The sequence below is a fragment of the Rhizobium sp. NLR8a genome, assembly GCF_019685235.1.
In the GTDB taxonomy this organism is placed as follows: Bacteria; Pseudomonadota; Alphaproteobacteria; order Rhizobiales; family Rhizobiaceae; genus Rhizobium.
In genome coordinates, this window is the sequence record NZ_JABDWI010000009.1 from 216217 (window position 1) to 229109 (window position 12893).

At 61.8% G+C, this 12893-nt stretch carries 14 protein-coding genes; 11 read left to right on the forward strand and 3 right to left on the reverse strand.

The window, feature by feature from the left end:
- Nucleotides 1–31: 31 nt before the first annotated feature.
- Nucleotides 32–754 carry a LuxR family transcriptional regulator gene (locus tag HJC04_RS18920; RefSeq protein WP_210628685.1) on the reverse strand — a complete coding sequence of 241 codons (723 nt, stop codon included), beginning with the start codon at nt 752–754 and terminating at the stop codon, nt 32–34.
- 460 nt (nt 755–1214) lie between these two features.
- Here HJC04_RS18920 and HJC04_RS18925 point away from each other — a divergent pair, with 460 nt between their 5' ends.
- The gene (locus tag HJC04_RS18925) at nt 1215–3005 is read left to right on the forward strand and encodes a PAS domain-containing methyl-accepting chemotaxis protein (protein WP_210628684.1); all 1791 of its coding nucleotides are present in this window, start codon (nt 1215–1217) and stop codon (nt 3003–3005) included.
- Nucleotides 3006–3024: 19 nt separating this feature from the next.
- Here HJC04_RS18925 and HJC04_RS18930 read toward each other — a convergent pair whose 3' ends face one another.
- Nucleotides 3025–3996: a glycerophosphodiester phosphodiesterase family protein gene (locus tag HJC04_RS18930; RefSeq protein WP_210628683.1), complete on the reverse strand. Its 972-nt coding sequence runs from the start codon at nt 3994–3996 to the stop codon at nt 3025–3027.
- A gap of 122 nt (nt 3997–4118) precedes the next feature.
- Between HJC04_RS18930 and HJC04_RS18935 the strand changes: the two genes are divergently transcribed.
- The 10 genes from HJC04_RS18935 to HJC04_RS18980 all read left to right on the forward strand — a co-directional run bounded on the left by HJC04_RS18935 (nt 4119) and on the right by HJC04_RS18980 (nt 12313).
- Complete coding sequence (locus HJC04_RS18935) at nt 4119–4922, forward strand: alpha/beta fold hydrolase (RefSeq protein ID WP_221146832.1); 804 nt, start codon at nt 4119–4121, stop codon at nt 4920–4922.
- 51 nt (nt 4923–4973) lie between these two features.
- Entirely contained in the window at nt 4974–5984 is a 1011-nt protein-coding gene (locus tag HJC04_RS18940; RefSeq protein ID WP_210628681.1) for a ligase-associated DNA damage response exonuclease, read from the forward strand.
- 267 nt (nt 5985–6251) lie between these two features.
- A complete protein-coding gene (locus HJC04_RS18945; protein ID WP_210628680.1) occupies nt 6252–7877 on the forward strand; it encodes a cisplatin damage response ATP-dependent DNA ligase in 1626 nt (541 codons plus the stop codon).
- 119 nt (nt 7878–7996) lie between these two features.
- On the forward strand, nt 7997–8920 hold the full coding sequence (locus HJC04_RS18950) for a S9 family peptidase (RefSeq protein WP_221146833.1): 924 nt from the start codon (nt 7997–7999) through the stop codon (nt 8918–8920).
- Between the two features lie 122 nt (nt 8921–9042).
- Nucleotides 9043–9849: a L,D-transpeptidase gene (locus tag HJC04_RS18955; protein ID WP_221146834.1), complete on the forward strand. Its 807-nt coding sequence runs from the start codon at nt 9043–9045 to the stop codon at nt 9847–9849.
- Between the two features lie 141 nt (nt 9850–9990).
- A complete protein-coding gene (locus tag HJC04_RS18960) occupies nt 9991–10725 on the forward strand; it encodes a L,D-transpeptidase (protein WP_210628677.1) in 735 nt (244 codons plus the stop codon).
- A 256-nt stretch (nt 10726–10981) separates the two neighbouring features.
- On the forward strand, nt 10982–11191 hold the full coding sequence (locus HJC04_RS18965) for a cold-shock protein (protein ID WP_011424508.1): 210 nt from the start codon (nt 10982–10984) through the stop codon (nt 11189–11191).
- Between the two features lie 167 nt (nt 11192–11358).
- Nucleotides 11359–11643 carry a cold-shock protein gene (locus tag HJC04_RS18970; protein ID WP_210628676.1) on the forward strand — a complete coding sequence of 95 codons (285 nt, stop codon included), beginning with the start codon at nt 11359–11361 and terminating at the stop codon, nt 11641–11643.
- 56 nt (nt 11644–11699) lie between these two features.
- Complete coding sequence (rpsU, locus tag HJC04_RS18975) at nt 11700–11936, forward strand: 30S ribosomal protein S21 (protein WP_011424510.1); 237 nt, start codon at nt 11700–11702, stop codon at nt 11934–11936.
- A gap of 140 nt (nt 11937–12076) precedes the next feature.
- On the forward strand, nt 12077–12313 hold the full coding sequence (locus HJC04_RS18980; protein WP_210628675.1) for a hypothetical protein: 237 nt from the start codon (nt 12077–12079) through the stop codon (nt 12311–12313).
- A gap of 39 nt (nt 12314–12352) precedes the next feature.
- Here the strand turns inward: HJC04_RS18980 and HJC04_RS18985 are convergent, their stop codons facing one another.
- Nucleotides 12353–12835: a MarR family winged helix-turn-helix transcriptional regulator gene (locus tag HJC04_RS18985; protein ID WP_221146835.1), complete on the reverse strand. Its 483-nt coding sequence runs from the start codon at nt 12833–12835 to the stop codon at nt 12353–12355.
- Nucleotides 12836–12893: the final 58 nt, after the last annotated feature.

Consider the following 12893-nt stretch of genomic DNA (forward strand, 5'->3'; position numbering starts at 1 on the left):
TCAGCTTGCTCGTCGCGAACGGATCGCTCGCTTAGACCCGAATGATGTTGAGACGCAGAGCGCTGACCACTGCCTGCGTTCTCGTCGTGCATCCCAGCTTCCTGATCACGCTGCCGATCTGATTGTTGACCGCGTTTTCCGAGAGATCGAGAAGCTTCGCGATCTCGCTGCTCTTCCTGCCTCCGGCCGTTAGCCTCAGGCAGTCCAGCTCGCTCCGCGTAAAGGCAACCGGCTTGTGTTTCTCGTTCAGTGTCAGCTGTGACAGCCGATCATAAATCAACGTGGCGATAAACAGGATCTTGGCCATTTCCACCATGCTGAAATTTCGGGGTCCCGAAATCGAAAGGGCGCCGCGTCCAGCCGCGGCATCGTGCACGGGAAAATAGGCGCCCTTTTCCATGCCATAGCGCCTGAACAACTCGATGACGGTGGACTTCTTGGCTGCTCCGCGATCGGTATTGATCGCCTCGACATCATAGTTGAAGGGGCTGGTCGACCTCAGCATCCGCCGGATGACCGGACTGTCGACCAACAGGTTATGGGCGTCGTAATAGTCGACCATCTCCGCCGGCCAGTTGGTGATGATCTTTGTCGCGCCTATTTCGACGACGTCGACCGTAGGGAGCGTCATGATCAGGAAAGCCGTCATGCCCAGGTCCTGGGTAAGACGCTTCATATATTTGAAGACTTCGTAATGCGTGTTGAAGCCTGCAGCGACTTCTTCAATTCGGTTGAACTCGCCCTCGAGCGGCATGTCTTTCTCCGATCGCTTTCGCGGCGCCTGGCGGCTGAGGTGTCCACTTATCCGCTCGTACCGGAAGTTGATTCTGCATGCTCCAAGCACGGTGGAATATGCATCTGCCGAGAAAAAACGGAAAGGCCCTTAGCTGCCGGCAACAGACGGACGGCCGTTGCTTAACAAAGAGTTTACGGATCTTCGAACTATTCGAAGCGGCCGAGGCGAAAAAATCAGTGGCTTCGCGTTCGCCAACTTCCCAGAAAATCAGCTTCCGACGCGGAAATCGTGTTTCAAGCCAATGATTCTGTTTTCTTATTTGTCCGTACGGCTCGACCATTGGCCATCCGGTTTCGCAACGTCTCGGTTAAAGGAAGCTTAAAGAATATATCGGATTTTATTTCAGGGGTGCCCGTCCAGCGCAAATCCGTGATGGGTGGCGGCAGTCATTCGCTCGATGTGAGCAAGGGGGAAGAGCATGAAGACAATAGGATTCGGCTTCGGTTCGGATGCCAAGGCCGTACTGGCGGCGATGAGCAGGTCGCAGGCCATCATCGAATTCGACCTTACCGGCAAGATTCTCACGGCCAATGCCAATTTCTGTGCTGCCCTCGGTTATCAACTGTCTGAGATTGTTGGCCAGCATCACCGGATGTTCGTCGAACCCGCGGAAGCCTCGTCGGCCGGCTATCGCGAATTCTGGGCGAAGCTCGGCAGAGGCGAGTTCGACCAGCGCCAATACAAGCGGATCGGCAAGGGCGGCAAGGAAATCTGGATCGAAGCCTCCTATAATCCGGTCTTCAGTGGCGGCAAGCCCTACAAAGTGGTGAAATTCGCGACCGATATCACCAGGCAGAAGCTGCAAAGCGCCGAGGATGCCGGCAAGATAAGCGCGCTGTCGCGCGCCCAGGCGGTGATCGAATTCACGCCGAAGGGCGAGATCTTGACGGCCAACGAGAATTTCCTGTCGGCGCTCGGTTATCAGCTTGCCGAGATCCAGGGGCGCCATCATTCGATGTTTTGCGACAGCGCTTACGTCAACAGTGACGATTACCGGCGGTTCTGGGCGCGCCTGTCAGGTGGCGAATTCGTGGCGGATGAGTTTCTGCGCATCGGCAAGGGCGGCAGAAAGGTCTATATCCAGGCGTCCTACAACCCGATCTTCGACATGAACGGTAAGGTGTTCAAGGTCGTCAAGTTCGCGACCGACGTCACTGCCCGCGTCAATAATGTCGATCAGTTGGCGGCATCCTTGATGGCGCTCTCCGGCGGCGATTTAACCCAGGAAGTCGCAACCCCGTTCATTCCGACCCTGGAAAAACTCCGAACCGACTTCAATGCCGCTGTCGGCAAGCTGCGCGCAGCGATGCAGGCCGTGGCCGAAAACGCAACCGGCATCGCCGCCGGAGCTCAGCAAGTTCGCTCCGCCTCGGACGATTTGTCGAAGCGCACGGAACAGCAGGCGGCCTCCGTCGAGGAAACCGCCGCCGCCCTGGAAGAGATCACCACAACGGTCTCCGATTCCAGCAACCGCGCTCAGGAGGCCGGCCAACTGGTGAGAAGGACGCGCGAGAATGCCGAGCGTTCCGGCGCGGTGGTCCGCAGCGCCGTCGATGCGATGGGCAAGATCGAGACATCATCGGCGGAGATCGGCAATATCATCGGCGTAATCGACGAAATCGCCTTCCAGACCAACCTGTTGGCGCTGAACGCGGGCGTCGAGGCGGCGCGCGCGGGCGATGCCGGCAAGGGTTTTGCGGTGGTCGCGCAGGAAGTTCGCGAGCTTGCTCAGAGATCGGCCAAAGCGGCGAAAGAGATCAAGGAGCTCATCAGCGCCTCCAACGAGCATGTGAAGAGCGGGGTGACCCTGGTCGGCGAAACCGGCAGGGCGCTCGAAGAGATCGTCGCACAGGTTCAGCAGGTCAACGGCAATGTTCTCGCGATCGTCGAAAGTTCCAAGGAGCAGGCGACGGGACTGAAGGAAATCAACACCGCGGTTAACACCATGGACCAAGGCACGCAGCAGAATGCGGCCATGGTCGAGGAATCGACGGCTGCCGCCCACAGCCTCGCCAAGGAGGCGGACGCACTATTTCAACTGCTGGCACAGTTCAACATCGGCGGTCCCGCCGCACGCCAGCACCGCCCCGCCGTGGCGACCGCCGCTTCCAGACCGGTCGCATCGGCGCCGCGGGCAATGGCCGCGAAGGTGAGCGCGGCCTTCCGTGGCAATGCCGCCGTCGCCGGCGGCGATTGGGAGGAGTTCTGAGGCGCAGGGCGGCTCCGCCTCATTCCATCAGCTTGCCGATTGCCTCGATCTCATTCGTCCATAGGCCTGCCGCATAGTTATGCGGCAGCCGCGCCAGTTGCGCGGCATCGTCGATGCCGGTGGAAAAATCGCCGCCGCGATAGGGCCCGAGCACGAAAACCTCAGTGCCGGCATCGTCCATCCGGTTGAGAAAGCGGTCCGGCCAGCCCCAGAGCCAGGGCGCGATGTTGATCGGCACCAGCATCATCCGATGTTTGCAGGCATCAGGCAGGAGGCCGGTCCAGCCATAGCCGATATAGCCGAAAAGGCAGCCTTTCAGGCTCTTGCGCGATGCAGTTCTGATATCTGGCGCGAGCCGGCCGAGCACGTCGATCGGCTCATCGCCGCCATAGACGATGATGCCGGCCCGCCGAGCGGCCGTTAGTCCGTTCAGCACGGCTGCGAGCTTTTCCGCCTCGGACGGATCGCGGCTTTTGATGTTGATGAGGAAGCGCCGATCCGGAAAGGTCGAAAGCACTTGCGCCAGCGTCGGCATCATGCCGATACCCCGGCCGCGAAAAGGAAAGCTCCTGCCGCCATCGGCCGTATAGCCGTAGCCGATGTCGAGCCTCCTCATCTCCGCCATCGAATGCTCGCGCGTCACGCCGTGCCCATCGGTGCGGCAGTCGAGCATCCAGTCGTGAAAGACGGCGAATTCGCCGTCCGTCGTCGGATGCACGTCGATCTCGACGATATCGGCCCCGGCTGCGAAGCCCGCCTGAATCGAGGGGATGGTGTTTTCCAGATAGTCGTGTTTCGGCGGCAGCATGCGGCTTGCCGTGCAGGTGTCGTTCTTCAGATCGGTCTCGTCGAACCGCTGGGCGATGCCGCGATGGGCGAGCAGCACCGGCTTTCCCGGCCGATGCTCGGCAATGAGGCTGGTATTGTTGAGATAGATGCCGGCGGCTGCGAGCGCGATGGCCGCCGCGCAATGGAAAAGCTTCCTGCCCATCTTTCCGCTCCTCCTGATTGCATCGATAGAGGAAGCAGCTAGAAAGCGATTCTGGTTGTTCTTGGGCTGTTTTCCGGCTTTTCTATGCGCGGGGTTATTCGCCGGAAAGGATTGGCATCGCGATGGAACGACAGGACGACGAACTCATCCATTTCGAAGCGCAGGGGGCCGCGCCGTTGCCGCCGGCTTCTGTCGAAGGCCATGTCGGGCGCGCCGGCGCCCGCATCTGGTATGCGAGCTACGGCACAGGCCCTGCCGTCATTCTGCTGCATGGCGGCCTAGGCCATAGCGGCAACTGGGGCTACCAGGTCCCGGCGCTGCTCGCCAGCGGCCGCCGCGTCGTGCTGATCGACAGCCGCGGCCATGGTCGAAGCACTCGCGATACCCGCCCCTACAGCTATGAGCTGATGGCCGCTGACGTGCTTGCGGTGATGGACGAACTGCGGCTGGAGACGGCGGCATTCGTCGGCTGGAGCGACGGCGCCTGCGTCGCGCTGATCCTCGCCATGACGGCGCCGTCGCGTGTCGAGGGCGTCTTTTTCTTCGCCTGCAACATGGATCCGAGCGGCACGCTGGAATTCGTTCCGACTCCGGTCATCGACCGATGCTTCAGCCGCCACGCCAAGGACTATGCGGCATTGTCCGCCACGCCGGACGATTTCAATTCCTTCGTCGAGGCGGTCAGCCTGATGATGCGCACCGAGCCGAATTATGGGGCGGAGGACCTCGGCCGCATCGGCGTTCCGGTCGCGATCGTGCTCGGTCAACATGACGAATTCATAAAAGCCGAGCATGCCGAATATCTTGCCGCAAGCATCCCGGACGCTCAGATGATCTACCTGCCCGGCGTCAGCCATTTCGCGCCGCTGCAGCGGCCGGCGGAGTTCAACGCCGCGATTTTATCCTTTCTCGACGGGATCAGATGATGACGATCGCCTCCTCTGGCCCCGCGCCCATTTCCCGCTATCTTTTGGTCCATGAGAGCTGATGCGCTGCTTTATCCCGCCCCGGAAGGGCTCTATTGCCCGGAAGGCGGATTCTATGTCGATCCGGTGCGGCCGGTCGAGCGGGCGCTCGTCACCCACGGCCATTCCGATCACGCCCGGCCCGGCCATGTGAACGTGCTTGCCACCCGTCAGACGCTCGACATCATGCGCCTGCGTTATGGCGAGGGCTTCTGTGCCAGTGAGCAGGCAGTCGGTTTTAACGAGGAACTGCTGGTCAACGGCGTCAAGGTGAGCTTTCATCCCGCCGGCCATGTGCTTGGCTCCGCGCAGATCGCTATCGAGAAGGACGGCACGCGCATCGTCGTCTCCGGCGATTACAAGCGCCGCCCCGATCCGACCTGCGCCCCTTATGTGCCGGTCGCCTGCGATGTCTTCATCACCGAGGCGACCTTCGGCCTGCCGGTCTTCCATCATCCCGATCCGATGGATGAGACCGGCAAGCTGCTGGCTTCGCTCCGCCAATTTCCCGAGCGTACCCATCTGGTCGGTGCCTATGCGCTCGGCAAGGCCCAGCGCGTCATCCGGCTGCTGCGCGACGCCGGTTATGCCGAGCCGATCTATATCCACGGCGCCATGGAAAAGCTCTGCGACTATTACGTTGGCCAAGGCGTCGATCTCGGCGAGCTGCAACCCGCCACGATCGAGAGCCGAGACAAGTCCGCCTTCAAGGGCGCCGTCGTCATCGGCCCGTCATCGGCCTTTGCCGACCGCTGGGCGCGCCGCTTCAACGAGCCGCTGCCTGCCTTCGCCTCCGGTTGGATGATGGTGCGTCAGCGCGCCAAACAGCTCGGCGTCGAACTGCCGCTCGTCATCTCCGACCATTGCGACTGGCCGGAACTGACCGAAACCATCCGGGAGCTGCACCCGGCCGAGGTCTGGGTGACGCATGGCCGCGAGGAGGCCCTGGTGCGCTGGTGCCAGTTGCAGGGCATCAAGGCGAAGCCGCTGCATCTGGTGGGCTATGAGGATGAGGCGGATTGAGATGAGCTGCGTATTGGCCCTAAACCTGTCTACAGCCGACCCTGTTGCCTCTACCGCCACTCTGGATGTGGCGGCGACGTCTGCCTCACACTCCCTCATTCGCGTGCTCGTCACAGGAATCCAGCCACCGCGCGTCGGCGCGGGGAGTAACTCTTGCGACCCTGAAGAGTCTCCCGCGCCCAAGGACTTTGGCGCGCTGGATTCCTGTGACGAGCACGGGAATGAGGGAGTTCCTGTGGAGCTTCGTCATGCCAGAAGGAGGGCCTCATGAAAGCCTTCGCCGACCTCCTCGATCGCCTGGTTCTGACCCCCAGCCGTAACGGCAAACTGAAGCTGCTGACCGATTATTTCCGCGACACCCCCGATCCGGACCGCGGCTACGGCCTTGCGGCGATCGCCGGCACGCTGGAGGTGCGCAACGTCAAGCCGGCGATGCTGCGCGACCTGGTGCTGGAGCGCATCGACGAGGTGCTGTTCCATTATTCCTATGATTATGTCGGCGATCTCGCCGAGACCATCTCGCTCGTCTGGGACAATGAGCGGGATATCGACCGCTCGGCCCTGGCTCAGCCGCGCCTGGGTGAGGTCGTCACCCGCATGAACGGCCTCGGCCGCACCGAAGTGCGCGGCTATGTCCGAGATCTGCTTGACCGGCTGGATTCGTCAGGCCGGTTCGCCTTCATCAAGCTTGCGACCGGCGCGCTGCGCATCGGCGTTTCCGCCCGTCTTGCCAAGCAGGCGTTGGCCGATCTCGGCGGCAAGGACGTCACCGAGATCGAGACCCTCTGGCACGGCCTGCAGCCGCCTTACGAGACGCTGTTTCAGTGGTTGGCGGGCGGCGGCGAGAAACCGGCGCTGGCGACACCGGCGATCTTCCATTCCGTCATGCTCGCCAATGCGGTCGAGGAGGGGGACTTGGCGAGTCTCGAGCCGGCCGATTATGCCGCCGAGTGGAAATGGGACGGCATCCGCGTCCAGCTGTCGCGCTCCGGCGACAGGCGCAAGATCTATTCGCGCTCGGGCGACGACATATCGGGCGCCTTTCCGGATGTTCTCGACGCGATCAATTTTTCCGGCGTTGTCGACGGCGAGCTGCTGGTCGGCGGCACTGCCCGCTCCAACAGTCCGACGCGCACCTTCTCCGACCTGCAGCAGCGCCTGAACCGCAAGACGGTGACGGCGAAGATGCTCGACGACTACCCCGCCTTTATCCGTGCCTACGACCTGCTCTTTGCCGGCGACGAGGATATTCGCGGCCGCGCCTATGTCGACCGCCGCGCGCATCTGGCCGAGATTATCGAGCGCGCCCCCCATGACCGGTTCGACCTCTCGCCACTCGTGCCTTTCTCCTCATGGGAGGAGCTCGACGCTCTGCGTGCCGCGCCGCCCGATCCGGTGATCGAGGGCGTGATGATCAAGCGGCGCGACAGCATCTACCAGGCGGGCCGCATGAAGGGCCCCTGGTTCAAGTGGAAGCGCAATCCTTATAATGTCGATGCGGTGCTGATGTATGCGCAGCGCGGCCACGGCAAGCGCTCCAGCTACTATTCCGATTTCACCTTCGGCGTCTGGGCCGATGACGAGGACGGCGAACAGCTTGTGCCCGTGGGAAAGGCCTATTTCGGTTTCACCGATGCCGAGCTCGAGCTGCTCGACAAGTTCGTGCGCAACAACACCACCGAACGTTTCGGCCCGGTACGGGCCGTGCGGGCCGACAGGGATTTCGGCTTCGTCGTCGAGGTGGCCTTCGAAGGCATCAACCGCTCGACGCGGCACAAATCGGGGGTCGCCATGCGCTTCCCCCGCATCGCCCGCCTTCGCCCCGACAAACCCTCCTACGAGGCCGACCGGCTGCGCACGCTGATCGCGATGATCGACGCAAAGCCTGGCTGAGCTTTGCGCTCCTGCGCAACAATGACGCAGGACAATATTTTCAACATCATGTGTATTGGCGGCACCGGTTTTCCGATGCAAATCTCGCGTGCCGGGGGAAATGATTTGGGTGCTGCGCCATGAGCTCGTATGAACAAAATTCCTTTTTCCGCCAACGCCGCGCCGTGCTGGCGGGGCTTGCCGGCGCGCTCATCCTGCCGCGCATGGCGGCCGCTTTCGATGTGCCGGACGAGCCGCGCCTTGCCAAGTACGACTATGCCACGGTCCGCCGGCGGTTCCGCACGAAGCTCCTGCAGAAGGGGCCGGCGCCGGACAAATACGAACCGCTGACCGCGCCTGCCGACGCCGAGAAGATATTCTATCGTTCCGGCTATGGCGGCGAACTGGAACTGGCGGCCTGGGTCTCCAGATACAAGCGCGAGCGCAAGCCCATGCCGGCCGTGCTGTTCCTGCATGGCGGTAACGCCATGGGCGTCGGCCACTGGCAGCTGATGAAACCCTATATGGATGCCGGTTATGTCGTGATGATGCCGTCGCTGCGCGGCGAAAACGGCCAGAGGGGCAATTTCTCCGGCTTCTACGATGAGGTCGACGATGTGCTTGCCGCCACCGAGCGCCTGGCGCATCTGCCGGGCGTCGATCCCGGCCGCCTGTTCATCGCCGGCCATAGCATCGGCGGCACGCTCACCATGCTGACGGCGATGAGCACCCATAAATTCCGCGCCGCCGCGCCGATTTCGGGCAACCCGAACGCCTTCCGTTTCTTCAGCCGCTATCCGCAGGACATCCGCTTCGACGACAGCAATGCGCATGAATTCGAGGTGCGTTCGGCGCTCTGTTACGCCCACAGCTTCAAATGCCCCATCCGGGTGGTTCACGGCACGGAAGAGTCGCATTTCAACGACCGCGCCGATCTGCTCGCCCGCCGTGCCCGCGCCGCCGGCATCCATATCGAGACCGACACCGTCGCCGGCAACCACACCTCAGCGCTGCCGGCCGAGATCGAACAGAGCATCCGCTTCTTCCACGGGGTGGCGGCGTAAGCTCTGCCGTCGGCGAAACAGCATTGTCCTGTATCGCGACGAACGCCAGCCTCGCGCCAGCCGCGGATGTCATCCTGACGGCAGATATCGCTATCTCGCCGATCGTTGATAAGGGTGGTCCCATGAATTTTCTGCGCCGGGTTTTGCCGATTGCCGGGCTTACGATTGCTGTCGCGCCGCTCGGCGGCTGCAACATTCTGATCCCCGATGTCGCTGCCGATTCGCCGGCCCGCTTCGTTCAGGAAACCTCGCCGGTCTTCTACCAGCCGCCGGGCGTCGATCCGCGCCGGGTGCGGCCGATCCCCGATCAGCCGGTGCCCCAGACGCGCGAACTCTACAAGACCCAGTTCCACCAGACTTACGGCCTGCCGCTCACCAATCCCGTGCATATGGCAATGTATGGCGAGCAGCGCGCCGAGGATTTCACCCTGCCGGCGATCCCGATCAGCCGTGTGCAGCCGCAGTTCCTGCGCCAGGAGGTCGACTACCAGACGACCGAGCGCCCCGGCACTGTCCTCGTCGATACCAAGGCGCGTTTCCTCTATTTGATCGAGGCTAACGGCAAGGCGATGCGCTACGGTGTCGGCCTCGGTCGCGATGGCTACGCCTGGACGGGCCGCGGCGTCATCCAGTGGAAGCAGAAATGGCCGCGCTGGACGCCGTCGGTCGAAATGGTCTCGCGCCAACCGGAAGTTCGCGCCTTCTCCGCGGAAAATGGCGGCATGAATCCCGGGCTTCAGAACCCGCTCGGCGCGCGCGCCATGTATATTTTCAAGGACGGGCAGGACACCCTTTACCGCATCCATGGCACGCCGGACTGGCAGTCGATCGGCAAGGCAACGTCGTCGGGCTGCGTGCGCATGCTGAACCAGGATGTCGTCGATCTCTACGACCGGCTTCCCGCCAAGGCCGAGATCGTTGTGATGTAGCGCTGCAACAGCGCTCTTCATATCGTCGGCTCCGGCTGGAACACGTCTGCGTGAAGCTATGGTTTATTTGGCGCAAGCCGATAGATTTCTTGATGTCGTTATTCCAGCATTCCCGCATCAAAAGGAAATCAGTCCCGCGTCATGAGTTCCGATAGACATCTTTCCCGCCGCAGCTTTCTTTCCCTTTCGGCTCTGACGGCAGCTTCCGCGCTCGCCGGCTGCGCCTCCTCCGCCAACACCGTGACATCCGGCGACACGTCGATCATCTACCGCTCGCCGATGCGCCTGTTCCAGTCACCGGGAGCGTCGAGCGTGCCGAGCGGTCCGGAGCTTGCCGTCATGTACGGACCCGTCGAGGACGGCGGCTTCCTCATTCCCGCCGTTCCCTATGAAGAAATCGATCCGCGCTACTATCGCCAGCGTGTCCTCGACCCCACCGGCCAGCCGCCAGGCACGATCGTGGTCGATACGCCGTCGCGCTTCCTCTATCTCGTCCAGGCCGACGGCATGGCGATGCGCTACGGCGTCGGCATCGGCCGCGAGGGCTTCGCCTGGCAGGGATCGGGCGTCATCCAGTGGCGTCAGAGATGGCCGCGTTGGAAGCCGCCGAACGAGATGGTTGCCCGGCAGCCGGAACTGGTCAAATATTCTATCGAGAACGGCGGCATGGAGCCGGGTCTGAAGAACCCGCTCGGCGCACGCGCCCTCTATATCTTCTCGAACGGCGAGGACACGCTCTACCGCCTGCACGGCAATCCCGACTGGCGCTCGATCGGCAAGGCCGTCTCGTCGGGCTGCGTCAGGCTGTTGAACCAGGATATCATCGATCTCTACGACCGCGTTCCGACAAAGGCGCCGATCGTCGTGTGGCAGTGATACCGCCGGGGCGGTCGCCAGCCGGCCGCCCAAGGCAAGCTTTTCGGCAAACGCTTTCTCATTCGCTGCCTATAGAGGAATTTATTTTCGAAAATCCATTGCTTAATTCGACAAACCCCCTACATGTGGCGTATCGAATATTGCTTGTGACTCTTTGTCCATGCGCTTCAGGCGCTTCGTCAGATCTCGTCTCAACATCGATATTGCCCGCGGAATCGGTCCCGGGCGCACTCAAACGGTTGAAAAGGAGATCGTTATGAATTCAGGCGTCGTCAAGTGGTTCAATGGCACCAAGGGTTTTGGCTTCATCCAGCCCGATGATGGTTCCACGGACGTCTTCGTCCATATTTCGGCAGTCGAACGTGCCGGCATGCGCGAACTCACCGAAGGTCAGAAGGTCCGCTACGACCTGGTCCGCGACAAGCGGTCCGGCAAGAATTCGGCCGATAACCTTCAGGCCGCATGATTGTCGTTCGCCTTGGCTGACCACAGATTGCGGCGCGCTGACCACGGATGTACTGGCAGCGCGCTGACCATCAAAGGCAGCTTGGTGGCTGAATGACTGGAAGAGGTCGGGTTCAAGCCCGGCCTTTTGTTTTGAAATTGAGCAGCCGAAGAGTTGAGGGACGCAGAATGAGCAGGCCAAGCTACAAGGTCGGCGACATGATCGTGCTGAAGTCCGGCATGACCCGCACGGCAAAGGCAGACAAGCGGTGCCGGATCGCCAGCATCCTGCCCAACGATCACGGGCACGTGCAATATCGCGTCCAGTTCACCGGCGAGAATTTCGAGCGCCGCATTACCGATGACGATATCGACATCGGGGAATCGCCACGGGCGGCGTCACTTGAGGCGGCTGCCAAAGCCGATGACGCCGAGCCGTGGCTGAAATTTTCGGGAATCCGCATGGGCAAGTAGCCCGCCATTTTTTATCATATGACAGCGGCCTCGCCGCCGACAGGAAGGATATTCGTTTGCAGGTACTCGTTAGGGATAACAATGTCGATCAGGCGTTGCGCGTGCTTAAGAAAAAGATGCAGCGTGAAGGGCTTTTTCGGGAAATGAAAGCGCGCAGCGCTTATGAGAAGCCGTCGGAGAAGCGTGCCCGCGAAAAGGGAGAGGCCGTTCGCCGCCAGCGCAAGCTTGCCCGCAAGAAGCTGCAGCGCGAGGGCCTGCTGCCGGCGCCGAAGAAGGCTGTCCGCGCTCGCTGATCCGGCCGTGGCATGCCGGCCCTGGTGTTACGGGCCGGTCGCCACATCTCGGCTTTGTGGAATTACGTCCCGGCCGTAAAATGATGTTGGCATCCGAAATGCAAGGATCAAACGCCGCCATCACCTGAGAAAGGGGGCACATGACCGCCACCAAGGGAGAATTCTTCAATCCCGCCAAGCTTTCGTCTCGCGACAAGGCCGAAGCGACCGATCACACGGCGCGCGCCATTATTGCGGCCGAGGCATCGGCCCGTGACAAGAAGACGGAGAAGCTGAGGGCGCTTCGTCTGCAGCAGGCCGCCGAAGACGCGGATGCCGCACCCGCGCCTGCAAAAAAGCGCCGCTCGACGGCGAAGACCGCCACCCGGCGGTCCTGATCCCGCCGCAGACGTCACACCGGCGCGGGGCAGGGGCTTTCAGCCGTCGCCGGCCCGGCCGAGATTGGCCCGCAGCCGATGCAGCATGTCGCGCATCTCGGCCATTTCCTCGATCGTGCAGCCGGCGGCTTTCCCGATCGCCGTCATGATCGTATCGACCTCTCCCTTCATCGCTTCGCCCTTCGGCGTCAGCGACACGATCACCTGCCGCTCGTCGCGCAGATCGCGGATGCGCTTGATCAGCCCGCTCTGTTCCAGCCGTTTCAACAGCGGCGACAGCGTGCCGGAATCGAGGTCCAACTGCTCGCCGATCGTCTTCACCGGTAGGGCGCTGCGTTCCCACAGCACCAGCATCACCAGATATTGCGGATAGGTGAGGCCGACCCTGTCCAGGATCGGTTTATAGGCGCGGGTAAAAGCATGCGCCGTCGCGTAAACCGCAAAGCACAGCTGCTTTTCCAGCCGCTTCTCCTCCTCAGGTATCTCCATGGTCTTTGCCGTTTGCGCTTTCATATCCGTCATCCCCGAGGCTGCGATTGTCCTCTTTCCACTTGCGAAATGCAATTTGCAAAATTCACTT